The sequence below is a fragment of the Actinosynnema sp. NPDC002837 genome (assembly GCF_040295345.1).
GTDB lineage: Bacteria > Actinomycetota > Actinomycetes > Mycobacteriales > Pseudonocardiaceae > Actinosynnema.
Map to the genome: position 1 here is coordinate 1 of NZ_JBEOVG010000060.1, position 24414 is coordinate 24414.

The following is a 24414-nucleotide window of genomic DNA, read 5'->3' on the forward strand; positions in this document are numbered from 1 at the left end:
GAGCGCAGCGGCGGCACGAGCGGCGCGGCCTCGGCGTAGAGCCGGGTGCCCGCCACGAACTGCAGCGACGCGATCGGCAGCAGCACGAACACCGACGTCCACCACGTGCCCGCCGTGCCGGTCGAGGAGATCGTGGACACCAACGGCGCCGGTGACGCCTTCTTCTCCGGCTTCCTGGTCGCCCACCTCGCGGGGGCCGACGTCGCCGAGGCGATGGCCGCCGGAACCCGGCAGGCCGCCCTCTGCCTCGGTTCAGCGGGGTTGGCGCCCGAACTGTGACTGTCAAGGGCTTGCTGAAAGCCTTTGCAAGGACTTTCCTTCGGGTGCGCGTGTCGCCGCGACGGAAAGGACCCACATGGACGGCGTGACCGCCCGGTTGAGCGACATCGCCGCGCAGGCCGGGGTCAGCGAGGCGACCGTCAGCCGGGTCTTCAACGGCAAGTCCGGCGTGTCGTCGGCCACCCGCCAGGCGGTGGTGGCCGCGATGGACCTGCTCGGCTACGAACGACCACCCCGGTTGCGGCAGCGCAGCGCCGGGCTCATCGGGCTGATCACGCCCGAGCTGGGCAACCCGATCTTCCCCGCCCTCGCGCAGGTCGTGGAACAGGTGCTGACCAGCGCGGGCTACACGCCGCTGCTGTGCACGCAGACACCGGGCGGGTCGACCGAGGACCAGCTCACCGAGATGCTGGTGGACCGGGGCGTGGCCGGGATCGTGTTCGTCTCCGGCCTGCACGCCGACTCCACCGCCGACACGGGCCGCTACACCAAGCTGGCCGGCCGCGGCATCCCGTTCGTCATGATCAACGGCTACACGGAGAAGATCTCCGCGCCGTTCATGTCGACCGACGACCGCGCGGCCATGCGGCTGGCGGTGTCGCACCTGGTGGAGCTGGGGCACGAGCGCATCGGCCTGGCCGTCGGGCCGCGGCGGTTCGTGCCCGTGCTGCGCAAGATCGAGGGATTCGTGCAGCACATGCGCACCGCGCTCCCCTACACCGCCGAGCAGGCCGAGGCGCTGGTGCAGCACTCGCTGTTCACCGTCGAGGGCGGCCAGTCCGCAGCGACGGCGCTGCTGGACAAGGGGTGCACGGCGATCATCTGCGGCAGCGACCTGATGGCGTTCGGCGCGATCCGGGCCGCCCGGCAGCGCGGGCTGGGCGTGCCGCAGGACGTGTCCGTGGTGGGGTTCGACGACTCCCCGCTGATCGTGTTCGCCGACCCGCCGCTGACCACGTTGCGCCAGCCCGTCGAGGCGATGGGCCAGGCCGCGGTCAACGCGCTGCTGGAGGAGATCGGCGGCACGCCGGCGCCGCACGCCGAGTTCGTGTTCCTGCCGGAACTCGTGGTGCGCGGCTCGACGGGCGCGGGGCCGAAGTGACCGCCGGTCGGGCGAGGGCGCTGCGCATGCGGGCGCAACGCCTGACGACCCCCGCCCGTTCGCTGCCCGAGCTGCTGCACGACGTGCTCGCGGTGCAGGCGCAGGACACCACGGCGGCGGGTCTCGCCGTGCGGGCCCGCACCACCGGCGTCTCCCCCGCCGACCTGCGCGCCGCGCTGGAGGCCGGTGACGTGGTGCGGACGTGCGCGATGCGTGGCGCGGTGCACCTGCTGCGCCGGGAGGACGTCGGCTGGCTGGTGGGGTTGCTGGGCCCGGTGAACGTGGCCCGGTCGAGGCGTCGGCGGCTGGAACTCGGCCTGACCGACGAGGTGTGCGCGCGGGCGTCGGACGCCCTGCGGGAGGTGCTGACCGAACCGCTGACCAGGCCGCAGGTCGTGGCCCGGCTCGCGGACGTGGGCGTGGCGCTCGACCCGGCCACCCCCGCGCCCGCCTACCTGCTGGCCTACGCCGCCAACAAGGGCGTGGTCGTCGCGGGCGAGTCGACCTACCGGCTGCTCCCCCGCGTCGACGCCGAGCCGCGCGGCGTCGCCGAGCTGGTCCGCCGCTACCTGCGCGCCTACGGCCCCGCGACGGTCGAGGACTTCACCGCGTGGAGCGGCTTGCCGGAGGTCGAGGTGCGCGCCGCGTTCCCGTTCGACGAGCTGGTGGAAGGCAAGCACGGCTGGCAGCTGCCGACGACCGACGCCGCCGACCTCGACGGCACGGTCCGGCTCCTCGGCCCCTTCGACACGTTCCTGCTCGGCTACGCCGACCGCACCCTGCTGCTGGATCCCCTGCACGCACCCTTGGTGCAGACCGTGGGTCCGCACGTCGTCGTGGACGGTCAGGTGCGCGGCACGTGGCGGCGGCGTGACGGCCGGGTCGTGGTGGAGCAGTTCGGCCACGTCCCGGTGTCCGAGCTCGACGTCGAGGTGGAGTCGGTGCTGGCCTGGGTCTGAGGGCGGTGGGCACCGTCAGTAGCAGGTCAACACGGTCTCCAACACCGAACAAGCGCGGGCGTTCTTGTCACTGCTGGTCCGGAACGGGCGGCCGTTGTCGGTGATGGGCAGGACCCCGGTCTGGCCCTGCGAGGCCCAGTGCAAGCCGATCACCCAGTCGCAGTCGCAGCCCTCGGTGCTCGCCCTGACGACGAACGTCTCGGCGTCCGCGAGCGAAACGGTGTAGGGGAACTTGATCGGCTTGCGCTCCCAGTCGGGGGTGAAGGGGTGCATCTCGTCGAACCTGTCCGCCGTCGGTGCGACGGGGTCGCGGTCGAGGTCCACCGAGAGCCAGCGCACGGCTCCCGGGTCACCGCACGGCCGCGACAGCGCGGTACCACGGATCGGCTCCCGCCGGGCGACCACCCTCACCTCCAGGTCCAGCAGCACGACCTCGGCGTCCGTGCGGCCTTGGACGGTGATCACCACCTGGCCGGGGCTCGCCGCCGCGCCGCCCTCCGTCACCTCGTCCCACTCCGACCAGCCGCCCGACATCGTGACCTCGTCCGGAACCGGCAGCCTGATCTGCTCCGGCGCCTTCGGCGTGATCCAGGGACCGCCGCAGGTCGGCGTGAGCTTCCGCACCGCGTGTGTGAAGGGGAGAGGGCTGGACGGAGGCGCGGTCGCCTGGGCGCCTTCCGGCACCGCACCACCCGCCATGGAGCCGACCAGGTGATGCGCGACGAGACCGCCGGCCGCGGCCACCACCACGACAGCGGCGACCACGAGGACGAGCCCGACCGCCGGGGGATTGTGGTGCACGACCTGCCTCAGGGTGTGCGCGGTGACGTTGCCCGTTCCGTGCGCGGACACGCTCGAACCCCGCACCGCGTCGGGCTCCGGGCCGCGGGCGGACTCGGTGGCGATGAGCGTCACGACGCCGGAGGCGACGGTCAGGACCACGACCGCCGACCACGCGACGAGGCTGGTCTTCCAGTCGGTGGCGAGGTTGACCACGATGCCCAGGCCTGCCGTGACGCCCGACGTCGCGAACGCCTGCACCCGCTGGCGGCGTTCCACCCTCGTCGTCCGCATCGTCGGCCTTCCCCGCGCGTCGACACCGCCTTCAGTGCTCATGCCGTTGCCCTGGACATCGCAACACCAGGGGAGGCCGTGTCACACGGTCACCCGAAAGCGTGACAGCGGTGGGACCGGCGGGCGGGCGGTGGGAGAGGGCACGCCCGCCCGCCGGAGGTCACTTCAGGTACGGGCCGTCGGCGCCGACCTTGCCCGGCGCCGGGTTGCCCGGCAGGTCCAGCACGTAGACCCGCGCGTTGCCCTGGCCGCCGGGGTTCGCGGTGAGGCTGCCGCCGGTGACGGTCTTCGTGTCACCCGTGACGGCGTCGCGGTAGGTGCCGTCGGGCACGCCGGTGAACGTCGCCGAACCCGAGATCGCGACCAGCGCGAAGCTGTCCACCGAGCCGGAGGTGTAGCGGCGCTTGAACGCCATCCCGCCGGACACGCCCTCCGTCGAGTACTGGCCCTTCTGCAGCGCGGGCACCGCACGGCGGATCTGGTTGAGCCGCTGCACGTGCTTGACCAGCGGTTTCTGCAACGTGGTCGCGACCTGACCGGACGCGGACGACACGACGCCGTAGTCCGACGCCGTCACCTGGCCCGCGAGGTGGTCGCCGTAGTACGCCCGACCCGTCGTCGCCAGCGGGCACGTGGGGCCGCAGTCGATCGGCTTGCCCGCCTGGAACTCGATCTCCGAGCCGTAGTAGAGCGTCGGGATGCCCCGGAACGTCCACATCAGGCTCATGTTCTCCGCCCACGCGCCCGTCCCGCCCGCGTACCGCACGCTGGACTTGTTCGGCCCGAAGTCGTGCGAGTCCACGTACGTCACGTTGTAGGTGGCGTCGTTGGTGGAGTCGTCGGAGTCCTTCGCGTTCCAGAACGCGTTGTTCGCGTCGCCGAAGTTCATGTGCATGCGCATGTCGATGATGTTCATGCCCGAGAACTTCGAGTGGTCCGGCGCGTGGTAGGCGTTGCCGTCGAGGAACGCGTTGCGGCTCGTCGGCTGCCCGCCCGTGCCCATCCCCTGCTCGTAGGAGTACTGCTCCAGCGACGCGGTGGCGTCGTCGGCGCTGTACTCGCGGCGCTCCTTCCAGGTGAAGAACTGCGCCGAGTGGTTGACCGAGCCGCGGTTCCACTTGTCGTTGACGAACGCCGCGACCTCGCCGAAGACGAAGAAGTCCCGGCCCTTCTCGCCGAACTTCGCGGTGGCGTGCTGCTGGATGGCGGGCAGGAACCGGCGGTTCCACGTCACGCGGGGGATGTGCACGGCGGTGTCCACCCGGAAGCCGTCCACGCCCATGTCGATGAACCGGTTGTAGGCGTCGATCAGGTACTTCTGCACGATCGGGTTCTCGGTGTTGAAGTCGGCCAGGTCCTCGTGCAGCCAGCACGACCGGGAGTCCTCGCCCTCCCAGTTGCCGATCCAGCACCGGTGGTAGAGCTGGGCGGGGAACATGCCCGAGGTGGGGCTCGGCCACTGGCAGCTGTAGATCCGGTAGCCCTCGGGGCTGGAGTGCTGCGTCGGCTTGCCCCAGTCGACGCACGTGTTGCCGGCGGGCTCGGTGGTCGACCACAGGTCGCCGTTGTAGTACGACTTGCCGGTGTTCGGGTCGATGGTCAGGCCGTCGTACTCGAAGCCCTGCACCGGCTGGTCGTAGTACCAGGACCACTGGTTGTCGCGGACGCCGAAGACCTTCGCCTGGAACAGGCCCTTGGCGCCCCAGCGGGAGCTGTGGTTGTAGACGACGTCCTGGTAGATCTTCAGGCCCTTGGCGTGCGCGGAGTTGATCAGATCCTGGTACGTCGCGCCGGGCGTCTCCAGGCGCGGGTCGACGCGGTGGAAGTCCCAGCCGTGGTAGCCGTGGAAGTCGTAGTCCGAGCGGTTGAGCACGACCGGCGTGATCCAGACCGCGGAGAAGCCCAGGCCCTTGATGTAGTCGAGCTTGTCGACCAGGCCCTGGAAGTCGCCGCGGAACATCGGGTCGTTGTTCGCCGCGTTGCCGGAGCGCACGTGCTGGCTGCCGCCCCGGTTGTTGGCCGCGACGCCGTCGTTGAAGCGGGCGGTCATCACGAAGTAGATGGAGTCCTCGCGCGGGTCGCCGCCCAGCGGTGTGCCGCCCGGTGGCGCGGGCGGCGCGTCGCCCGTGGTCACCGCGACCGACGCGGTGGAGCCGGACTTGTTGCCCGCCGCGTCGTAGGCCTTGAGCGCGTAGGTGTAGGTCGTGTTCGCGGTGAGCGGGCCGTCGGCGAAGCCCACCGCGCCGCTGTTGCGCACGACGGTGCCCAGCGCGCCGCCCGTGCGGGTGATCTCGTAGCCCGCGACCGCGACGTTGTCGGTGGACGCCGTCCACGTCAGCGAGACGGTGAGCGCGGACGCGGTGGCCCGCAGGCCGGTGGGCACGCTCGGCGCGACGGTGTCCTGCGGGGCAGGGGGTCCGCAGGGATCGGTCGCGTCCGGCGTGACCACGCCGTCCTTCACGGTGCTGCGCCCGGTCCGCAGCGCGTAGTCGGCGCCGTTGTTGTTGTCCCACTGGCCGGAGCCGTTGTTGAACGCGGCCTTGAGGCCGGTGGCCTGGCCGAGGTCGACCGAGGCGCGCGCCCAGTCCGGGCACACCTGCTCCATCGGCACGCCCGGCACGGCCGTCCACGTGCCGCCGGTGGGCTGGTAGTGGATCCGGGTCGCGGTCCAGTTCCGGGCCTTGGTGGAGTAGTAGACCTCCGCGTGGTTCGTCGGACCGGGGTCCGGGCCGGGGTCGGTCCCGCACGGGTTCCCGACGCCCACCACGCCGCCGGCCACGGTCACGTCGCCCGTGCCCAGGCTGTAGTTCCGCCCGTTGTTGTTGTCCCAGGTGCCCGAGCCGTTGTTGAACACCGCGACCAGGCCGGTGGCCTCGCCCAGCGACACCGTCCGGCGCACCCAGCCCGCGCACGCCGCCGGTTCCATGCGCTCGCCCGGCACCGCGGTCCACGGGCCGTTGCGCGGTTGGTAGTGCACGTTGGCGACCGGCCACCCCGAAGGCAGGCGGTAGAAGACCGTAGTGCTGTTCACCGCCGCGGCGGCGGCCGGTGTCGTCGTCCCGGTCTGGGCGGAACTGCCCGGCGCGGTCCACGCCGCCCCGGTCAGGCCGAGGGCCACCAGTAAAGCGGTCAGTCGTCGCGATCTCGCTCGCATCACTGCTCCCGTCACGCTTCGTTGCGCAAGCTAGTGCAATTGTTTGCAGGCTAGACCTGGCCTCACACGGGTGTAAACGGCTTGACGAGCCTGAACGAGGAGCGATCTTTGCAAGGGTTTGCAAGGTGGTTCGCCCACGCGTCGCTTTGTCGATCTCACCGCACGCGCACGGCCCGATGTCGTACGGTGTCCGGATGACCGAGCGGGCAGCGGGAGGCGGTGTGGTGCCGCGGGCGCTGAGTTCGTTCGTCGGCCGCAAGGATCTGCTGGCCGAGCTGCGCCGGCGGATGGGTGTCGCGCCGCTCATCACGCTCACCGGCGTGGGCGGCGGCGGCAAGACCCGGCTGGCGCTGGAACTCGCCGCGCAGGTGCACCGCGCCTACGACGACGGCGTGCGGGTGGTCGAGCTGGCGTCCGCGCGCGGCGGCGACCCGGAGTTGTTGGCACAGGTCGTGTTGAGCGCCGTCGGCGTGCCCGACCAGGCGACCACGACGCCGTTGGAGACGCTCGTCGACTACCTGCGGCCGCGGCAGGTGCTGCTGGTCCTGGACAACTGCGAGCACCTCGTGGAACCGGTGGCGCGGCTGGTGCGCGCGGTGCTCGGCGCCGCGCCCGGCGTGCGGGTCCTGGCCACCAGCCGGGCCCGGCTGCGGGTACCCGGCGAGGTGCTGGTGATGGTGCCGCCGCTGGACGTCCCCGCCGAGGACGCCCCGCTGGACCTCGACTACGAGTCCGTGGCGCTGCTGGTGGACCGGGCCGAGGCGAGCGTGCCGGGCTGGCGTGTCACCCCGGAGAACTGGCCGCACGTGGTGCGCGTGCTGCGCCGCGTGTCGGGCATCCCGCTGGCCATCGAGCAGGCCGTGGTGCGGATGCGGTCCATGCCGGTGTCGTTGCTGGCCGACCGGCTCGACGACGTGATGCGCGTGCTCACCGCCAACGACACCACCGCGGTCGAGCACCACCAGACCATGGCCGCGCTCATCGACTGGAGCCACGCGCACTGCACGCCCGCCGAACGCCTGCTGTGGGCGCGGTTGTCGGTGTTCGAGGGCGGGTTCAGCCTGACCGCCGCGGAGGACGTGTGCGCGGGCGACGGGCTGGCCGCAGACCAGGTCGCCGACGCGCTGGCCGGCCTGCTGGACAAGTCGATCGCGCTGCCCTCCGCCGACCGCACCCGCTACCACCTGCTCGAACCGATCCGGCAGCACGGCGCGGCCGAGCTGCGGTCCGCCGGCGAGGTCGAGCACGTGCGGCAGCGGCACCAGGACTACTTCCGGCGCGAGGCCGCCCGGCTGGCCGCGTCGTTCGCCGGGCACAACGAGGCCGCCCTGCTCGCGGCGGTCGACGCGGACATGGCCAACCACCGCGTGGTGCTCAACGACCTGATCCGCAACCCCGACACCGCGCACGCCGGCCTGCTGATGAGCGTCGACCTGGCCCGCACCCGCTGGTACACCTACGCCGGTCGATTACCGGAAGAACGGCTGTGGCTGGGACGCGCGCTCGCCGCCACACCGCCGACCGCGGACCCGTTGCGGGCCAGCGCCATCGCCCTCGACGCGTGGATCGCGCTGTGCCTGGGCGTGGAGCGGGAACTCGTCGCGCGGCGGGTGGACGAGGCCGACGCCATGGCCCGCGAGGTGGGCGGGCCGGTGCCCGCGGTGACGTTCGTGCGCGGCGCGTACGCCGTGCTGGCGCTGGGCGCGGTCGACGGCGTCGAGCTGCTGCGGCAGGCGCACGAGGAGTTCGGCGCGCTCGGTCCCGCGTTCGCGGTGGACCACCACCTGGCGCACATCATGCTGACCGTGTCGCTGGTGCTGCTCGGTTCCCGTGAGCAGGCGGAGCCCGCGGCGGAGGAGTTCTACGCCGAGTGCGAGCGGCTCGGCGCGCTGTGGGGCATCAGCTGGGCGCACTGGTGCCGCGGTGTGGTGCAGACGCGGTGGGGCGACCCGGTCGGCGCGCTGGACGTGCTGATGGAAGGCCTGCGGGTGCAGCGGGAGATCCGCGACAAGTGGGGTCCGCTGTGGTCGATCGAGGCGTTGGGGTGGGCGCACTCCCGGGCCGGTGACGGCTCCGCCGCCGCCCGGATGCTGGGGCTGGCGCACGGGTTGCACCGGGTGACCGGTGTCCGGGTGGACGGCCTGGTGCCGTTCGCGTGGGTCACCGCGCAGGCCGTGGCCAGGGCCAAGGCGGTGCTCGGCGAGGACGAGTACGCGCGGGCGTACGCGGGACCGGCGGAGTCGGTGGAACAGGCGCTGGCGATCGTGCTCGACGAGGTGCCGACGCCGGAGCCGGACCGCCGTCCGGGCGGCCTGACCCCGGCCGAGTGGAACGTGGCCAAGCTGGTCGGCGACGGGCTGTCCAACCCGGAGGTGGCCACCAGGCTGGTGATCTCCCCCGCGACCGTCCACACGCACCTGACCCGGATCTACCGCAAGCTCGAGATCAGCAGCCGCCACCAGCTGATCTCGCTGCTGGCGAGCATGGCCGACTAGGCGGGGACGAGCCCGTCGTCGCGCCGCTCCGGCGGCGTCCGCGGGTCGGGCACGGGCGGTCAGCGGGAGTCCGACCGTGGGATGTGGACGCCCGCGGCGCGGAGCTTGGTCTCGAAGAGCGCGGCCAGCCGTGCCGCGGCCGGCGTCCGCTCCTGGCCGTGGTGGGCGATCAGCGCGTACCGGGTCGTGGCGTCGGTGCGGGCTTGCAGGCCGGTCACGGTCTTCAGCAGCGCGGGGTCGGCGAGGTAGTGGTCGGCTGCGGCGGTGGCGAGCGCGTCGAGGCGGGGATCGTCCGGGTGCCAGGCCGCGGCCTCGGCCGCGCGCCGGGCCAGGGCGACGAGGCGGGTGTCCTCGACGGCGTGCTCGAACTGGGTGAGGTAGTCGTCGAAGCCTTCCGGGACCAGCGCCCGGGCCAGCACCCAGCCCTCCCTGGTGGCCGCCACCTCCGCCGCCGGGAACCCGAGGTCGCGCATCCGCCCCAGCAGCGCGACCGCGCGGTCGGGCAGCAGCGCCCGGTCGCCGTCGGCGAGCCGGTGCAGCGTGTCGCGCCTCGCGGTCAACTCCTCGATCCGCTCGGTGAGCTGCCGCTCCACGTCGGCGAGCGAGGCGGTGAACCTCGCGGCGTCGGCGTCGAGCAGGGGCCCGACCGCGGCCAGCGGCACACCGGCGTCGGCCAGCGTCCGGGCCTGCACCAGTCGCAACAACTCGGCCGAGGTGTACCTGCGGTAGCCGGAGCCGTCGCGCGCCGGCTCCTCGACCAGGCCGAGCTTGTGGTAGTGCCGCACCGTCTTCACCGTGACGCCGACGAAGGCCGCCGCCTGCCCGATCGTGACCCCGTTCCGCATCCGCTCAGCCTGCCTTGTGGTCCGCCGCGGCCCGCACGCCGCCGAACACCTCGTCGACGAGCCGTCGCTGGGCGTCCCGGAACGCCGTGGCGATGGACAGGTCGGCGTCGTCGACGCAGTTGAGCGCGGCGGTCAGGGTCGTGCTGCCGTCCGGGGTGCCGTACATCAGCGCCGCGTGGCCGATGGCGGCGCCGTTGTGGCAGATGACGGTGCCGTCGCCGGTGCTCAGCACGAACACCCCCAGGCCGTAGTCCATGCCCGGGATGCCCGTCGGGTGCGGCGCGCACATCTCGGCCACCAGCGACGCCGGCAGGAGCCGCCCGCCCAGCAGAGCGGAGAAGAACGCGTGCAGGTCCCGGGTCGTCGAGATCATGTCGCCTCCGCTGGAGATCCAGGACGGGTTCTGGCGGGTGACGTCGACCGTCCTGCGCTCCCCCGCGTCCTCGTACCGGTAGTACGCGCGGGCGTGCGGCTCGGGGATCTCCGGCGAGGCGTCCGGCACCACGGTGCCCGACAGCCCCAGCGGGCCGAGGACGTGCCGGCGCATCTCCTCGGCGACCGGGCGGCCGGTGACGTTCTCGACCAGCAGCCGGGCCAGCACGTAGTTGGTGTTCGAGTAGCTCCAGGCCGTGCCCGGTTCGAACCGCGCGGGCTCGGCCAGCGCCAGGGCCGCCAGGTCACGCGGCCGGTAGGTCTTGAACCGGTTGGCCGGCCACTCGTGGCCGGTGGGGCCGTACGCGATGGGGATGCCCGACGTGATCGTCCCGTCGGGATCGACCTCGCCGGTGAAGTTGAACAGCCCGCTGGTGTGCCGCAACAACATCCGCACCGTGATCCGCCGGTCCAGCCCGAACCCCGGCAGGTAGTCCGCCGCCGGGGTGTCCAGCCCGACCACGCTCTCGGCCACCAACCGCAGCACCAGGGTCGCGATGAAGGTCTTGGTGTTGCTGCCGATCCGGACGTGCCCGTTCGTCGGCGGCGCCACGGCGCCGCCCAGCTCGGCCGACCCGGCACTGCCGACCCACTCCCCGTGCTCGTCGTTCACGCGCACCGACACCCCGACGAAACCGGAATCGACGATCTCCTCGAGCGCCTTCCGCAGTTCCGGGCGGTCGTGCCCGGCGGTGCTCTCGTCCTGGCCGGAAAGGGTGATGTGCATGGTCGTCCGCTCCTGTGGTCCCGCTGTTCCCGGTCGGCGTCGTGCCGCTGCGGCGAGCCTGCACCCTGACCCTGGGTCAACCTCCGCCATGATCCAGCTCACAGCGGCGCGCGCCTTGTCCCCCGTGCGAGCTACCCGCGGATGTCCACCGCACGGTGATGATCCGACGACGCCGGATCCGTAGCGTCCGTCCGGTCCTCGGCCGAGCGGTCGCGGACCGGACGGAGGAGTCTTCATGCGCTTGCTTCTGCAGTTCTTGGCCGTCGCCGCGGTCGCCCTGGTCGGCAGCCAGGCCGCTGCCGCCGCGGGGGGCAACCCCTGGCTCATGCTGACGATCGGCGTCGCGACCGCCGTGCTCGCCGTCGTCGTCTACGCCTGGGTGGTGCGGCGCACGGAGCGCCGCGTGCCCGTGGAGCTGGCCCGGAGCGGCGCGATCGGCGCGACCGGTCGAGGGCTGCTGATCGGGGTCGCGATGTGCGGGGCCGTCATCGCCACCATCGCGTGGTTCGGCGGCTACTCGGTCGACGGCCTGGGTTCGGTGACGGGCATGGTCGCGTTGTTCGGCTTCATGGCCGCCGCCGCGGTGACCGAGGAACTGCTCTTCCGCGGCGTGCTGTTCCGGATCGTCGAAGAGCGCACCGGCACGTGGATCGCGCTGCTGCTGACCGGGGTGGTGTTCGGCCTGGCCCACATCCCCAACCCGAACGCGACCCTCTGGGGCGCGACCGCGATCGCCGTCGAAGCGGGCTTCATGCTCGCCGCCGCCTACGCCGCCACCCGCACCCTGTGGCTGCCGATCGGGCTGCACTTCGGCTGGAACTTCGCCCTCGCGGGCATCTTCGCCGCCGAGGTCTCGGGCAACGACACGACGAAGGGTCTGCTGGACTCGACGCTCTCGGGCCCGACCCTGCTCACCGGCGGCGACTTCGGCCCCGAGGCGAGCGGGTACGCCGTGGCGTCCGGCGCGCTGCTGACGGTCGCGTTCCTGTGGCTGGCCCACCGTCGCGGCCACATCGTCCCGCGCCGCCGCCGCGCGGACCGCGACCTCGCGCCCGCTACGCTCGCCGGGTGATCGACGTCCGCGCGGCGGGTGACCGGTGGCGGCGGTGCGACGTCGTGGTGCGGGACCTCCCGTTCGCCCTGCTGATCGGCGCCATGGCGTTCCTGCCAGGGCTGAACGACTACGGGACGCAGCTCGGCGCCCTGCCGCACCGCCCGTTCGACGCCCTGACCGTCGTGGTGATCGCGCTCGAATCGCTCCCGCTGGCCGTGCGGCGGCGGTGGCCGGCCGTCAGCCTCGTCCTGGTGGTGCTCGGCTTCGCCGTCGACCAGCTCCGCGGTTACCACACCGTCGCGGGCACCGCGCTGCCCATCGCGCTGATCAGCGCGGGCGCCCACCTGGCCCACCACCGGTGGACCACCGCCGCGCTGCTGTCCGCGGCGTACGTGCCGCTGGCGGTCGCGATCGAGCGGCTCGCACCGGGCGAGGGGGTGGTCGGGCTCTCGACGTTCTACCTCACGCTGGCCATCGCGTGGGGCATCGGGTCGTGGCTGCGGTTGTCCCGCGCGGCCGAGGCCGAACGCCGCCGCCACGTCGCCGAGACCACCCGCGTCGCCGAACGCACGCGCATCGCCCGCGAGCTGCACGACGTCGTGACCCACCACGTGACGGCCATGGTCGTGCAGGCCGAGTCCGCGCGCTACCTGACCGCCGCACCCGAACGCCTCGACCAGGCGCTGACCGCCGTGACCGACACCGGCCGCCGCGCCATCGGCGACCTGCGGCACCTGCTCGACCTGCTGAACCCGGGCTACGAGGCGGACCCGGGCACGCAGCCCGTCGGCGAACTTCGCGCTCTCGTCGAGCAGACCCGGCTGGCGGGTCAGCCGGTCGAGTTCAGCCAGGAGGGCAGTCCGCCCGAGACCACCGGCAGCGCCGAGGTCGCGGCCTACCGGGTCGTGCAGGAGGCGCTGACGAACGCGCTCAAGCACGCGCACGGCAGCCGCACCGTGGTCCACGTCCTGCACGGCGAGGAGGAGATCACCGTGGAGGTGACGACCGAAGGTCCGGGCACCGCGTCACCGGGCGGGAGCGGGCGCGGGCTGACCGGGCTCCGCGACCGGGTCGGCGTGCTCGGCGGCCGGTTCGACGCGGGCAGGCGACCCGGTGGCGGCTTCGTCGTGCGGGCCGACATCCCCGCGGGCAGGCCGTCGTGACCGCCCCGATCCGGGTCCTGGTCTGCGACGACCAGGCGCTCATCCGCACCGGCTTCGCGACGATCATCGACGCCCAGCCCGACCTCGAAGTGGTCGGCGAGTGCGGTGACGGGCAGGCCGCGGTCGACCTCGCCGCCCACCTGCGCCCGGACGTGGTGGTGATGGACGTGCGGATGCCCGTCCTCGACGGCATCAAGGCCACCCGCCTGCTGGCCGGCGCGGGCGTCGCGGATCCCGTCAAGGTGCTCGTGGTGACGACGTTCAACCTGGACGAGTACGTGTACGAGGCGCTGCGCGCCGGCGCGGCCGGGTTCCTGCTGAAGGACGCGCCGCCCGCCCAGCTGCTGCACGGGATCCGCACCGTCGCCGCCGGCGCGGCACTGCTGGACCCGGAGGTGACGCGACAGCTCGTCGGCCGGTACGCCACGCGGATCCGGCCCGCCGAGGGCTCCCGCGACGACGTGCCGCTGGCGCCGCGCGAGCTGGAGGTGCTCCGCCTGATCGCCGACGGCCTGTCCAACAGCGAGATCGCCGCCACGCTGGTGATCAGCCACGAGACCGTCAAGACCTACGTGTCGCGCATCCTCACCAAGCTCGACCTGCGCGACCGCGTGCAGGCCGTGGTCTACGCCTACCGCCGGGGCCTGGTGACCTGAGCGGTCACGGCTCCAGCAGCGCGGGCACCGAGGCGAACGTGTTGGGCACGACCTTGTCGCCGCGCTCCAGCTCGGACGGGTCCACCGCCAGCCGGGCCCGCGGCGCCCGGGCCCGCAGAGCGGTCAGCGCGGCCCGTGCCTCGATCCGCGCCAGGTGGTGGCCGAGGCAGTAGTGCACGCCGTGCCCGAACGCCGCGTGCCCCAGCGCCGCGTTGCCGCCCACCGGCACGCGCGTCGGGTCGAACCGGTCCGCGGACGGGCCGTGCACCCGCGGGTCGCGACCGGCCGTGCCGAGGCCGATCATCACCACCGACCCCTCCGGGATCACACCGCCGGACAGCTCGATGTCGGCGGTGGCGCGGTAGTGCGGCGTGACGCGGACCGGCGGGTCCCAGCGGGCCGCCTCCTCGACCGCGGCGCCGACGGTGTCGTCGTTCACCGCGTCCCACGCGCCCGGCGTGGCCAGCAGCGCGACGGCGGCGTTGCCGATGAGGCCGGTCGTGGTCTCGTGCCCCGCCACCACGAGCAGGATCGCCGTGGTCAGCAGTTCCTCGGGCGTCAGCCGCTCGCCGTCGACCTGCGCCTGCACCAGGCCGCTGAGCAACGCGTCGTCGGGCTGGTCCCGCTTGTACTCGATCAGGCCGGCCAGGTAGCCGAACATGGCGTCGGAGGCGGGCACGACGAGCTCGGGCCGTTCGGTCATCATCGCCGCGGTCCAGTGGTGCAGCTGGTCGCGGTCCTCGACGGGCACGCCGAGCAAGTCGCAGATGACCGCGAGCGGCAGCGGGAACGCCAGGCCCTCGATCAGGTCCACGTCGTCCGGCAGGGCCGCGACCATCTCCCGCGCGGTCTGCTCCACGGCCGGTTGCAGGGCGTTGATGCGGCGGACCGTGAACGCCTGCGACACCAGCGCGCGCAGCCTGCGGTGGTGCGGCGGGTCGCTGTTGAGCATCGACGGGCCGATGATCCGCGACAGGTCGGTCGGCCTGCCCTTGCGCGCCAACTGGTCCTGCATCGCGGCGCGCAGCCCGGCGGCGTCCTTGGCCAGCCGGTCGTCGCCGAGCAGCGTCCGGGTCGCCTCCAGGCCCATGGTCGTGACCAGGACTTCCAGGCCGTTGGGCAGCTCCGCCGGGTGCACGGGGCCGCGGCGGGCCAGCGCGTCCTCGTGGGCGTGGTGTTGCCATCCGCGCAGTGGGCCGCCGACGAGGGCCTGTCGGTCCGGGGCGAACTCCGCGGTCAGCTGCACGTCGTCTCCTTGTGGTGCGATCGGGTTCTGCGGCGTCCACTTTCGTGTGAGCGCCACACGCCGCGCATCCACCGCTCTCCGTATTCCGGGTGACAGCGTACGGAGATCGGTGGACATGATCGGGCAATCGTGGATACGGAGGTGCATACGGAGGATTGCCGATGCGGACTCCCGCACGAGTGCGCGACGCTGAGGGGTGTTCGGCGACCCCGACAGCCGGACACCCGCCGGGCGGGTCAGCGGGTTGGCCGCCGTCCGGCATCCCGGGGGGCCGGGGAGGGGCCGCACCCGCGCGGCCTCTCTTCTTCTCACGCCGGGTTCCTCGGGCCTCCGCCCCCACTCGGCCGCCCACGCCCGGCCACCCAGCCCGACCATCAGCGCCCAGCCGCCCCCGCCCGACCGGCGACGTTCAGCCGCCCAGCGTTCAGCGTTCAGCCGTCAGCCGCGATCCGGTCCAGCACGCGGTGGAACACCCGGTCCAGCACCTCGGCCTCCTCCGCCGACAGCCCGTCGAACACGTACCTCCGGACGGTCTCCACGTGCCCCGGAGCGGCGGACTCGATCGCGGCACGGCCGGCGGGCGTGAGCCGCACCATCGAGCCGCGCGCGTCCTCGACGCACTCCTCCCGCGTCACCAGCCCGCGCTTCTCCATCCGCGCGACCTGGTGGGACAGCCTGCTGCGCTCCCAGCCGACCAGCGCGCCCAGCTCACGTGACCGCACGACGCCGTCCTCGGCCTCCGACAGCGGCACGAGCAGGGCGTAGTCGGCGTTGGACAGCCCCGAGTCGCGCACCAGCTGCCGCTCCAACGCGCTGTGCAACTCGCGGTCGACCGCCAGGTACGCCTGCCACACCCGCGCCTCCCGCTCGTCCAGCCACCGCGGTTCGCCCATGGACCTCACGCTAGCAACAACATGTTGACGTGTCACCAATGTCGGGCTAGATTGTTGACGTGTCCACAAAGGGAATGCAGCTCGGCGTCTACAGCTTCGGCGACCGGCACCGCGACCCGATCACCGGTGAGCAGGTCTCGGTCGCGGACAAGCTGGCGCAGACGTTGGAGCGGATCAAGCTGGCCGACGAGCTGGGGCTCGGCTTCTACGGGCTGGGCGAGCACCACCTGGCCGACTACTCGATCTCCAGCCCCGGCACGGTGCTCGCCGCCGCCGCGAGCGTCACGTCGCGGATCACGCTGAGCAGCGCCGTCACCGTCCTCAGCACCGAGGACCCGGTGCGGGTGTACCAGCAGTTCACGACGCTCGACCAGCTCAGCCGGGGCCGGGCGGAGCTGCTGGCCGGGCGCGGGTCGTTCACCGAGTCGTTCCCGCTGTTCGGCGCGAGCCTGGAGGACTACGACGAGCTGTTCGAGGAGAAGCTGGCGCTGCTGCTGAAGCTGGACCGGGAGGACCCGATCACCTGGTCGGGGAAGTTCCGGTCACCGCTCGTGGACGCGCACGTCTTCCCGAGGCCCTACGGGTCGCGGCTGCGGATCTCGGTGGGCACCGGCGGCAACCCCGAGTCGTCGATCCGGGCGGGGCTGCTGGGGCTGCCGGTGGTGTACGCGGTCATCGGCGGTGAGCCGGAGCGGTTCGCGCCGCTGGTCGACCTGTACCGGCGCGCGGGCGAGGCCGGCGAGCAGGAACCCGGACGGCTCGACGTCACCATGAGCGCGATCGGCCTCATCGCACGCCGCTCCCAGGACGCCAAGGAGGCGTTCCACCCGTACTGGCTCGAGACGATGAAGTACGGCTCGCGGGCGCGCGGCTGGCCCGTGCCGTCGCGCGCGGAGTACGACTCGTGGACGCGGGGCGCGCGGTCGATCTTCGCTGGCAGCCCGGCGGAGGTGGCCGAACGCCTCATCTCGGTGGGCAGGCTCGTGAACGCCGACCGCTACGCGATGCAGATGGACTGGTCCGGCGTGCCGCACAAGCTCGTGATGGACGCGATCGAACTGCTCGGCACCGAGGTGATGCCGTTGGTGCACAAGGAACTGGGAACGTCCACTGTGGAGTGATCGCGCCCGACCTGGTGCCGTTACACGATGTGACACCACCCACTCGTGGTCACGACGGCGCGACGCACCCGTGAATCCCCGGTAAAGTCGCAGGTCGGCGTTTTCTTGGAGGACTTCACAGTGCGACTTCGCCCCATCGGTGCCCGTCGGTGACCATCGCCCCCGACACCGCTTTCCCCACCTCGGTCGACGCGCCCGCGCTGTTCCGCGCCGGCGCACCCGCTCCCGAGCGCACGTTGGTCGACGTGCTGGCCGACACCGCGCGTCGGCACCCGCACTCCCCCGCGCTGGACGACGGCACGACCTCGTTGACCTACCGGGAACTCCTCGACGAGGTCGACGCGCGGAGCCGCGAGCTGGCGGCGGCCGGCATCGGCGCCGGCGACCGGGTCGGCGTCCGCGTCCCGTCCGGGACCGTCGACCTGTACGTGGCGGTGCTGGCGATCCTCACCGCCGGCGCCGCGTACGTGCCCGTCGACGCCGACGACCCGGACGAGCGCGCCGAACTCGTGTTCACCGAGGCCGACGTGTGCGCGGTCATCACCGGGGAGCTGGCGCTGCGCGGCACGCCCATGGGCCTCGTCGGCGCTCCCGGTCCGGACGACGACGCCTGGATCATCTTCACGTCCGGCTCCACGGGCAAGCCGAAGGGCGTCGCGGTCTCGCACCGGGCCGCCGCCGCGTTCGTGGACGCCGAGGCCCGCCTGTTCCTCACCGACGACCCGATCGGTCCGGACGACCGCGTGCTCGCGGGCCTGTCCGTCGCCTTCGACGCCTCCTGCGAGGAGATGTGGCTCGCCTGGCGGCACGGCGCGTGCCTGGTCCCCGCGCCGCGCGCCCTGGTCCGCACGGGGTTCGACCTGGGACCGTGGCTGGTCGAGCGCGAGGTCACGGTCGTGTCCACGGTGCCGACGCTGGCCGCGCTGTGGCCGGTGGACGCGCTGGAGGACGTCCGCCTGCTCATCTTCGGCGGCGAGGCGTGCCCGCCGGAGCTGGCCGAGCGGCTCGCCGTCGACGGCCGCGAGGTGTGGAACACCTACGGCCCGACCGAGGCGACCGTCGTGGCGTGCGCGGCGCGGCTGACCGGTGACGGCCCGGTGCGGATCGGGCTGCCGCTGGACGGCTGGGAACTGGCCGTGGTGGACGCCGGCGGCACGCCGGTCCCCATGGGCGGCTCCGGTGAGCTGGTCATCGGCGGCGTCGGCCTGGCCCGCTACCTCGACCCGGCCAAGGACGCCGAGAAGTTCGCGCCGATGCCGGGGCTGGCTCCTTTCGGGCCGGGCTGGGACCGCGCCTACCGCAGCGGCGACCTCGTCCGCGCCGAGCCCGAGGGCCTGCTGTTCCTCGGTCGGGCGGACGAGCAGGTCAAGCTGGGCGGGCGGCGGATCGAGCTCGGCGAGGTGGACGCGGCGCTCCAGGCGCTGCCGTCGGTCGCGGGCGCCGCCGCGGCCGTGCGCACCACCAAGGCGGGCAACCAGGTGCTGGTCGGCTACGTGGTCGCGGGCGAGGACTTCGCCCAGGCCGACGCGCTGGCCCGGTTGCGGACCGCGCTGCCCGCCGCGCTCGTGCCGCTGCTGGCCGCCGTCGACACCCTGCCCACCCGCACGTCCGGCAAGGTGGACCGGGCCGCGTTGCCGTGGCCGCTGCCGGAGCTGGAGGTGGCGGCGCCGGCCGGGGACCTCACGGACACCGAGCGGTGGCTGGCCGAGCAGTGGTCGGAGCTGCTGGGTTCCCGGATCGCCGGGCCCGAGGCGGACTTCTTCGCCCACGGCGGCGGCAGCCTCGCCGCGGCCCAGCTGGTCTCCACGATCCGGACCCGCTACCCGAGCGGTTCGGTCAACGACGTCTACCAGCACCCCACGTTGCGCGCGCTGGCCGCGCGGCTGGACGAGCTGAGCGGCCACCAGGGCGTCACGCGCGAGGTCGCGCCGACGCCGCGGCGGACCGGCGTGCTCCAGTCGCTGCTGCTGGTGCCGTTGATGAGCCTGGTCGGCCTGCGGTGGTCGGTGGCGCTGGCCGCGGTCGGCAACGTCGTCGGCTTCACCACGCCGGTGTCGTGGTGGTGGATCGCCGCGGGGTGGCTGGCGTTCGTCAGCCCGCCCGGCAAGGTCGCGATCGCGGCGGGTGGCGCGCGGCTGCTGCTGCGCGGCCTGCGTCCCGGCACGTACCCGCGCGGCGGCGGCGTGCACCTGCGCTTGTGGACCGCCGAACGGCTCGCCGAGTTCAGCGGCGCGACGAACCTCGCCGGGTCCTGGCTCACGCACTACGCCCGCGCGTTGGGCGTGCGGGTCGGCCCGGACGTGGACCTGCACTCCGCGCCGCCGGTGACCGGCATGCTCAAGCTCGGCAAGGGCTGCGCGATCGAGCCCGAGGTGGACCTGTCCGGGCACTGGGTGGACGGCGACCGGCTGCACGTCGGCCGCCTCCGGGTCGGCGCGGGCGCGGTGGTCGGCGCCCGCAGCACCCTGTTCCCCGGCGCGAGCGTCGGCAAGCGGGCGGAGGTCGCGCCCGGTTCGGGGGTGCTCGGCTCCGTGCCGACGGGGCAGCGCTGGGCCGGTGTCCCGGCGCAGCGCCACGGCAAGGCGGCCCGTCCCGGTCCGCGTCCGCCCCGGTCGTGGTGGTGGAAGCTGGTCTACGCGGTGACGACGTCGGCGTTGGGCCTGCTCCCGGTGGCGGCGGCGGTGCTCCCGGTCTTGCTGATCGCGCGTGAGCCGCTGACGCTCGGCTCGGCGCTGCTCGCGGTGCCGTTGGCGACGGTCGCGTGGCTGGGCTCGTACGCGCTGCTGGTGCTCGGGTCCGTGCGGCTGCTCGGCATCGGGCTGCGGGCCGGCGCGTACCCCGTGCACAGCCGGATCGCCTGGCAGGCGTGGACCACCGAACGGTTGATGAACACCGCCCGGGTCGTGCTGTTCCCCCTGTACGCGAGCCTGCTCACGCCGGTGTGGCTGCGGGCGCTCGGGATGAGGGTCGGCCGCCGGGTCGAGGCCTCGACCGTGCTCGCGCTGCCGAAGATGACCACGATCGGCGACGGCGCGTTCCTCGCCGACGACACCATGGTCGCCACCTACGAGCTGGGCGGCGGCTGGTTGCGCATCGCCGCCGCGCGGGTCGGCAAGCGGGCGTTCCTGGGCAACTCGGGCATGACCGCGCCGGGCCGTTCGGTGCCGAACCGGGGTCTGGTCGGCGTGCTGTCCTCGACGCCCAAGCGCGCCAAGGCGGGCAGCTCGTACCTGGGCATGCCGCCGATGAAGCTGCCGCGCGCGGCCGAGCAGGGCGACCAGAGCCGGACGTTCGACCCGCCGCGCCGGCTGGTCGTGGCACGGGCGTTGGTCGAGCTGTGCCGGATCGTGCCGGTGATGTGCCACGTGGCGCTGGTCGTCGGCGTGCTGTTCGCGCTGCGGGAGTTCGGACCGCTGTCGGCCGGGCCGGTGCTGCTCGTGGCGGGCGTGCTGGCGTGCGCGGTGTCGGCGGCGGCGAAGTGGCTGCTGGTGGGCCGGTTCCGGGCGCGGGAGCACCCGTTGTGGAGCGGGTTCGTGTGGCGCAACGAGCTGGCGGACACGTTCGTCGAGGTCCTGGCGGTGCCGTGGCTGGTCGGTCGGGCCGGCGGGTCGCCGGTGATGGCCGTGTGGCTGCGGTCGCTCGGCGCGCGGATCGGGCGCGGCACGTGGGTCGAGTCGTACTGGTTCCCGGAGTCGGACCTGGTGCGGCTGGGCGACGGCGCGACGGTGAACCGGGGGTGCGTGGTGCAGACCCACCTGTTCCATGATCGGATCCTCCGCATGGACCAGGTGGAGTTGGCGGACGGGGCGACCCTCGGCCCGCACGGGATCGTGCTGCCGGGCGCGACGGTCGGCGCGCACGCGGCGGTGGGCCCGGCGTCGTTGGTGATGCGCGGCGAGCACGTGCCCGAGGGCACGCGCTGGCTGGGCAACCCGATCTCCGCCTGGCGATGACGGGCCCGTACCTGCCCGACCACGGCGACGGCGGCTACCGGGTCGCGCACTACGACCTGGAACTGGACTACAAGCCGCACACCGGTCGGCTGGCCGGGCGGGCGACGCTGTCCGCCGTCGCGGCCGGCCCGTGCGCGCGGGTGGTGCTGGACTTCGGCACGCTGACCGTGAACCGGGTGCTGGTCGACGGCCGACCCGCCCGGCACGTGCACGGCGGCGGCAAGCTGCGCGTGCGACCCGCACGGCCGGTGGACGGACCGTTCACCGTCGAGGTGCGGTACTCGGGCGTGGCCCGCCCGGTCCGCTCGCGGCACTGGGGCGAGCTGGGCTGGGACCAGCTCACCGACGGCGCCTTGGTGGCGAGCCAGCCGATCGGCGCGCCGTCCTGGTTCCCGTGCAACGACCTGGTGCGGGACAAGGCGACCTACCGCGTCCACGTCACCGCGCCGTCGCCGTACACCGTGCTGGCGAACGGGGTGCTGGTCGACCGGCGCACGGGCGGCAGCAGCACGACGTGGGTCTACGAGCAGGCCGAGCCGATGGCGACGTACCTCGCCTCGGTGCAGATCGGCCTCTACGAGCGGCTGCCGTTGACCGAGGGCCAGGACGTGGCCGCACCCGCGCGGCTGCTGCGCGCGGCACGGCACGACTTCGCCCGCCAGCCGCGGATGATGACCGTGTTCGAGGAGCTGTTCGGCCCCTACCCGTTCCGGACCTACCAGGTCGTGGTGACCGACGACGAGCTGGAGGTGCCGGTCGAGGCGCAGGGCATGTCGGTGTTCGGCGCGAACCACGTGGACGGGCGGCGCGGGCACGAGCGGCTGGTCGCGCACGAGTTGGCGCACCAGTGGTTCGGCAACGGCGTGGGCCTGGCCGACTGGCGCGACATCTGGCTGAACGAGGGTTTCGCCTGCTACGCGGAGTGGCTGTGGTCCGAGCGGTCCGGCGGCCCCGCCGCCGACGTGCACGCCGCTCGCGCGCACGCCCGGCTGGCCCGGCTGCCGCAGGACCTCCGGATCGGCGACCCGGGCGTGGCGAACCTGTTCGACGACCGGGTCTACCAGCGGGGCGCGCTGACCGCGCACGGCCTGCGGACCCGGCTGGGCGACGCGGCGTTCTTCGGCGCGCTCCGCGAGTGGACCGCGACCCACCGGCACGGCACCGCGACGACGAGCGACTTCGTGGCACTGGCCCAACGCCACTCCCCCGAGCCGCTGACGGCGTACTTCCGCACCTGGCTCGCCGAGCCGCGGCTGCCCCCGATGTGACGCAGGCCGTGCGGCACCCGTCGCCCGGTGGCCTCATCCCTGGCACGACCGAAGCCACGACGGAGTCGGGACCTGCTGCTACTGCCGAACCGTGATTCGATCAACGGCAGAGCGGGTAGGTGTCCGTTATGCCCGGTCGAGTAGCGGTGTTCGCGCCCTCCCCAGAGTTGACCGTCACGGTGGAAGACCTGGACGGCACGCCCGACATCCACATCCACGCCGGAGGGCAGGGGGTGTGGATGTCGCGCATGATCGAGTCCCTCGGCGCCGAGGTGGTGCTGTGCTCGGCGTTGGGCGGCGAGACCGGGCACGTGCTGCGGCACCTGATCGACGTCGAGCTGAAGGCGCGCGACGTCGCCGCCCGCAACGGCGGTTACGTGCACGACCGGCGTGACGGCGGGCGCGACCAGCTGGTCCGGATGCCCGCCGACGCGCTGTCGCGCCACGAGCTCGACGACCTGTACGAGATGACCCTGATCGAGGCGCTGAACGCGGGCGTCGCCGTGCTCAGCGGTCCTGCCGAGGCCGACACCCCCGTGCCCGACTCCGTGTACGAACGGCTCGCCAAGGACCTCCGCGGCAACGGCTGCGACGTGGTCGTGGACCTCTCCGGCGAACGGCTGGCCGCCGCCCTCGCGGGCGGGCCGACCGTGGTCAAGGTCAGCCACGAGGAGCTGGTGTCGGACGGGCTCGCCGAGTCCGACTCGCTGCCCGACCTGGCCGAGGGCTGCCGCCGGGTCGCCGAGTCCGGCGCGAGCGCGGTCGTGGTGTCGCGGGCCGCCGAGGAGACGCTGGCGTGGCTCGACGGCACGCTCCACCTCGTGGAGACGCCCGACCTGAGCCCGGTCGACACGCGTGGCGGCGGCGACTCGATGACCGCCGGGCTGGCCGCGGGCCTCGCCCTGGGCCGGTCCGTGGAGGAGTCGCTGAAGCTGGGCGCGGCGGCGGGCGCGGTCAACGTGACCAGGCACGGGCTCGGCACCGGCAGCGGCGACGTGGTGCGCGCGCTGGTCGACCGGGTGCGGCTGCGGTTGTGGGAGGACGCATGAGGGTGCTCATCACCAACGACGACGGCATCGACTCGCCGGGGCTCGCCGCCCTGGCGCGCGGCGCGGTGGCGCACGGTTGGACGACCGTGGTCGCCGCGCCCGCGCGCGAGTCCAGCGGCACGAGCGCGGGCCTGACCGCCGCCGAGGACGACCGGCACGTCCAGGTCGAGCGGCGTGAGCTGCCCGGGCTGCCGGACGTGCCCGGCTACGCCGTCGCCGCACACCCCGCGTTCATCGCGCTGGTCGCGTCCCAGGGCGCGTTCGGCGACCCGCCCGACATCGTGCTCTCCGGCGTCAACCGCGGCGCGAACGTCGGCCGCGCGGTGCTGCACTCCGGCACCGTCGGCGCGGCGCTGACCGCCGCCATCAACGGCGCGCGCGCCATGGCGGTGTCCCTCGACGTGGGGCTGGACCCGGACCTCCCGCACCACTGGGAGACCGCCGTCGCGGTGGCGTCGACCCTGTTCGACCGGGTCGCGGCCCTGCCGGTCGGCGCCGTGCTCAACCTGAACGTGCCCAACCGGCCCGAGGTCGGCGAGCCCGAACGGGCGGCGCTGGCCGAGTTCGGCACGGTGCGCACCAGGATCAAGGACAGCGACGACGGCACGATCGGCCTGGCCGCGGTCCTGGTCGAGGACGGCCTGGAGCCCGGCACCGACGCGGCGCTGCTGGCCGAGGGACGGCCGACCGTCACCCCGCTGCGCTCGGTCGCGGAGGACCCGGACGTCGAGGTGTCGTTCTAGTCGTCCTCCACGCCGTCCGCCGCGGGCTGCTCGGACTGCTCGCCGTCCGACCGGCCCAGCGCGTCCTCCGCGCCGTTGACCAGGTCGGGACCGCCCCACTGACGTCCCTCGGACTGGCCCAGTCTGTGCTTGCCCATGGTGTGACCTCCCTCGATCCCCGGATTGATACCCCCTGACCGTGGAATCCACACCCGGAAATGC

At 73.3% G+C, this 24414-nt stretch carries 19 protein-coding genes; 12 read left to right on the forward strand and 7 right to left on the reverse strand.

Annotation, left to right across the window (positions count from 1 at the left end):
- The first annotated feature begins 132 nt into the window (after positions 1–132).
- From ABTZ99_RS30870 to ABTZ99_RS30880, 3 genes are all read left to right on the forward strand, one after another.
- Positions 133–279, forward strand: a complete 147-nt coding sequence (locus tag ABTZ99_RS30870; RefSeq protein ID WP_499616228.1) for a PfkB family carbohydrate kinase — start codon at positions 133–135, stop codon at positions 277–279.
- Between the two features lie 76 nt (positions 280–355).
- Positions 356–1381 (forward strand): LacI family DNA-binding transcriptional regulator, encoded by a 1026-nt coding sequence (locus tag ABTZ99_RS30875; protein WP_498781519.1) that lies wholly within the window; start codon positions 356–358, stop codon positions 1379–1381.
- Entirely contained in the window at positions 1378–2340 is a 963-nt protein-coding gene (locus ABTZ99_RS30880; RefSeq protein ID WP_499616231.1) for a winged helix DNA-binding domain-containing protein, read from the forward strand. Before ABTZ99_RS30875 ends, ABTZ99_RS30880 begins: the two co-directional genes overlap by 4 nt.
- 15 nt (positions 2341–2355) lie before the next feature.
- Here ABTZ99_RS30880 and ABTZ99_RS30885 read toward each other — a convergent pair whose 3' ends face one another.
- Together ABTZ99_RS30885 and ABTZ99_RS30890 are read right to left on the reverse strand one after the other, a co-directional pair.
- Positions 2356–3414 (reverse strand): hypothetical protein, encoded by a 1059-nt coding sequence (locus ABTZ99_RS30885; protein WP_499616234.1) that lies wholly within the window; start codon positions 3412–3414, stop codon positions 2356–2358.
- Between the two features lie 160 nt (positions 3415–3574).
- Positions 3575–6568 carry a carbohydrate binding domain-containing protein gene (locus tag ABTZ99_RS30890; RefSeq protein ID WP_498781521.1) on the reverse strand — a complete coding sequence of 998 codons (2994 nt, stop codon included), beginning with the start codon at positions 6566–6568 and terminating at the stop codon, positions 3575–3577.
- A gap of 194 nt (positions 6569–6762) precedes the next feature.
- Here ABTZ99_RS30890 and ABTZ99_RS30895 point away from each other — a divergent pair, with 194 nt between their 5' ends.
- Positions 6763–9063 carry a helix-turn-helix transcriptional regulator gene (locus ABTZ99_RS30895; protein WP_498781522.1) on the forward strand — a complete coding sequence of 767 codons (2301 nt, stop codon included), beginning with the start codon at positions 6763–6765 and terminating at the stop codon, positions 9061–9063.
- A 59-nt stretch (positions 9064–9122) separates the two neighbouring features.
- Here ABTZ99_RS30895 and ABTZ99_RS30900 read toward each other — a convergent pair whose 3' ends face one another.
- A complete protein-coding gene (locus ABTZ99_RS30900) occupies positions 9123–9908 on the reverse strand; it encodes a MerR family transcriptional regulator (RefSeq protein WP_499616237.1) in 786 nt (261 codons plus the stop codon).
- 4 nt (positions 9909–9912) lie between these two features.
- On the reverse strand, positions 9913–11067 hold the full coding sequence (locus ABTZ99_RS30905; RefSeq protein ID WP_499616241.1) for a serine hydrolase domain-containing protein: 1155 nt from the start codon (positions 11065–11067) through the stop codon (positions 9913–9915).
- 235 nt (positions 11068–11302) lie between these two features.
- On the opposite strand from ABTZ99_RS30905, the gene ABTZ99_RS30910 reads away from it, so the two are divergent.
- From ABTZ99_RS30910 to ABTZ99_RS30920, 3 genes are read left to right on the forward strand one after another with little or no spacing between them, the layout of a single operon-like run.
- The gene (locus ABTZ99_RS30910; protein ID WP_499616243.1) at positions 11303–12139 is read left to right on the forward strand and encodes a CPBP family intramembrane glutamic endopeptidase; all 837 of its coding nucleotides are present in this window, start codon (positions 11303–11305) and stop codon (positions 12137–12139) included.
- The gene (locus ABTZ99_RS30915) at positions 12136–13284 is read left to right on the forward strand and encodes a sensor histidine kinase (protein WP_498781528.1); all 1149 of its coding nucleotides are present in this window, start codon (positions 12136–12138) and stop codon (positions 13282–13284) included. Before ABTZ99_RS30910 ends, ABTZ99_RS30915 begins: the two co-directional genes overlap by 4 nt.
- A complete protein-coding gene (locus ABTZ99_RS30920) occupies positions 13281–13940 on the forward strand; it encodes a response regulator (protein ID WP_499616246.1) in 660 nt (219 codons plus the stop codon). Before ABTZ99_RS30915 ends, ABTZ99_RS30920 begins: the two co-directional genes overlap by 4 nt.
- Before the next feature lie 4 nt (positions 13941–13944).
- Here ABTZ99_RS30920 and ABTZ99_RS30925 read toward each other — a convergent pair whose 3' ends face one another.
- Both ABTZ99_RS30925 and ABTZ99_RS30930 read right to left on the reverse strand, forming a co-directional pair.
- Positions 13945–15186, reverse strand: a complete 1242-nt coding sequence (locus ABTZ99_RS30925; RefSeq protein ID WP_499616248.1) for a cytochrome P450 — start codon at positions 15184–15186, stop codon at positions 13945–13947.
- A 431-nt stretch (positions 15187–15617) separates the two neighbouring features.
- The gene (locus tag ABTZ99_RS30930; RefSeq protein WP_498781533.1) at positions 15618–16079 is read right to left on the reverse strand and encodes a MarR family winged helix-turn-helix transcriptional regulator; all 462 of its coding nucleotides are present in this window, start codon (positions 16077–16079) and stop codon (positions 15618–15620) included.
- Positions 16080–16153: 74 nt separating this feature from the next.
- On the opposite strand from ABTZ99_RS30930, the gene ABTZ99_RS30935 reads away from it, so the two are divergent.
- The 5 genes from ABTZ99_RS30935 to surE all read left to right on the forward strand — a co-directional run bounded on the left by ABTZ99_RS30935 (position 16154) and on the right by surE (position 24213).
- On the forward strand, positions 16154–17200 hold the full coding sequence (locus ABTZ99_RS30935; protein ID WP_498781582.1) for an LLM class flavin-dependent oxidoreductase: 1047 nt from the start codon (positions 16154–16156) through the stop codon (positions 17198–17200).
- Between the two features lie 149 nt (positions 17201–17349).
- Positions 17350–21153 carry a Pls/PosA family non-ribosomal peptide synthetase gene (locus ABTZ99_RS30940; protein WP_499616252.1) on the forward strand — a complete coding sequence of 1268 codons (3804 nt, stop codon included), beginning with the start codon at positions 17350–17352 and terminating at the stop codon, positions 21151–21153.
- Positions 21150–22421 (forward strand): M1 family metallopeptidase, encoded by a 1272-nt coding sequence (locus tag ABTZ99_RS30945; protein WP_498781536.1) that lies wholly within the window; start codon positions 21150–21152, stop codon positions 22419–22421. Before ABTZ99_RS30940 ends, ABTZ99_RS30945 begins: the two co-directional genes overlap by 4 nt.
- 128 nt (positions 22422–22549) lie before the next feature.
- Entirely contained in the window at positions 22550–23470 is a 921-nt protein-coding gene (locus ABTZ99_RS30950; RefSeq protein ID WP_498781537.1) for a PfkB family carbohydrate kinase, read from the forward strand.
- On the forward strand, positions 23467–24213 hold the full coding sequence (surE, locus tag ABTZ99_RS30955) for a 5'/3'-nucleotidase SurE (protein ID WP_499616255.1): 747 nt from the start codon (positions 23467–23469) through the stop codon (positions 24211–24213). The genes ABTZ99_RS30950 and surE overlap by 4 nt, the downstream gene beginning before the upstream one ends.
- Here the strand turns inward: surE and ABTZ99_RS30960 are convergent.
- Entirely contained in the window at positions 24210–24350 is a 141-nt protein-coding gene (locus ABTZ99_RS30960) for a hypothetical protein (RefSeq protein WP_498781541.1), read from the reverse strand. The genes surE and ABTZ99_RS30960 overlap by 4 nt on opposite strands.
- Positions 24351–24414 lie beyond the last annotated feature (64 nt).

What these genes read in the sequence shown, in the direction of transcription:
- ABTZ99_RS30945 (WP_498781536.1), top strand. Translation starts at nt 21,150, where the DNA reads ATGACGGGCCCGTACCTGCCCGACCACGGCGACGGCGGCTACCGGGTC.
- ABTZ99_RS30905 (WP_499616241.1), bottom strand. Translation starts at nt 11,067, where the DNA reads ATGCACATCACCCTTTCCGGCCAGGACGAGAGCACCGCCGGGCACGAC.
- ABTZ99_RS30895 (WP_498781522.1), top strand. Translation starts at nt 6,763, where the DNA reads ATGACCGAGCGGGCAGCGGGAGGCGGTGTGGTGCCGCGGGCGCTGAGT.
- ABTZ99_RS30875 (WP_498781519.1), top strand. Translation starts at nt 356, where the DNA reads ATGGACGGCGTGACCGCCCGGTTGAGCGACATCGCCGCGCAGGCCGGG.
- ABTZ99_RS30930 (WP_498781533.1), bottom strand. Translation starts at nt 16,079, where the DNA reads ATGGGCGAACCGCGGTGGCTGGACGAGCGGGAGGCGCGGGTGTGGCAG.
- surE (WP_499616255.1), top strand. Translation starts at nt 23,467, where the DNA reads ATGAGGGTGCTCATCACCAACGACGACGGCATCGACTCGCCGGGGCTC.
- ABTZ99_RS30950 (WP_498781537.1), top strand. Translation starts at nt 22,550, where the DNA reads ATGCCCGGTCGAGTAGCGGTGTTCGCGCCCTCCCCAGAGTTGACCGTC.
- ABTZ99_RS30910 (WP_499616243.1), top strand. Translation starts at nt 11,303, where the DNA reads ATGCGCTTGCTTCTGCAGTTCTTGGCCGTCGCCGCGGTCGCCCTGGTC.
- ABTZ99_RS30885 (WP_499616234.1), bottom strand. Translation starts at nt 3,414, where the DNA reads ATGCGGACGACGAGGGTGGAACGCCGCCAGCGGGTGCAGGCGTTCGCG.
- ABTZ99_RS30960 (WP_498781541.1), bottom strand. Translation starts at nt 24,350, where the DNA reads ATGGGCAAGCACAGACTGGGCCAGTCCGAGGGACGTCAGTGGGGCGGT.
- ABTZ99_RS30890 (WP_498781521.1), bottom strand. Translation starts at nt 6,568, where the DNA reads ATGCGAGCGAGATCGCGACGACTGACCGCTTTACTGGTGGCCCTCGGC.
- ABTZ99_RS30935 (WP_498781582.1), top strand. Translation starts at nt 16,154, where the DNA reads ATGCAGCTCGGCGTCTACAGCTTCGGCGACCGGCACCGCGACCCGATC.
- ABTZ99_RS30900 (WP_499616237.1), bottom strand. Translation starts at nt 9,908, where the DNA reads ATGCGGAACGGGGTCACGATCGGGCAGGCGGCGGCCTTCGTCGGCGTC.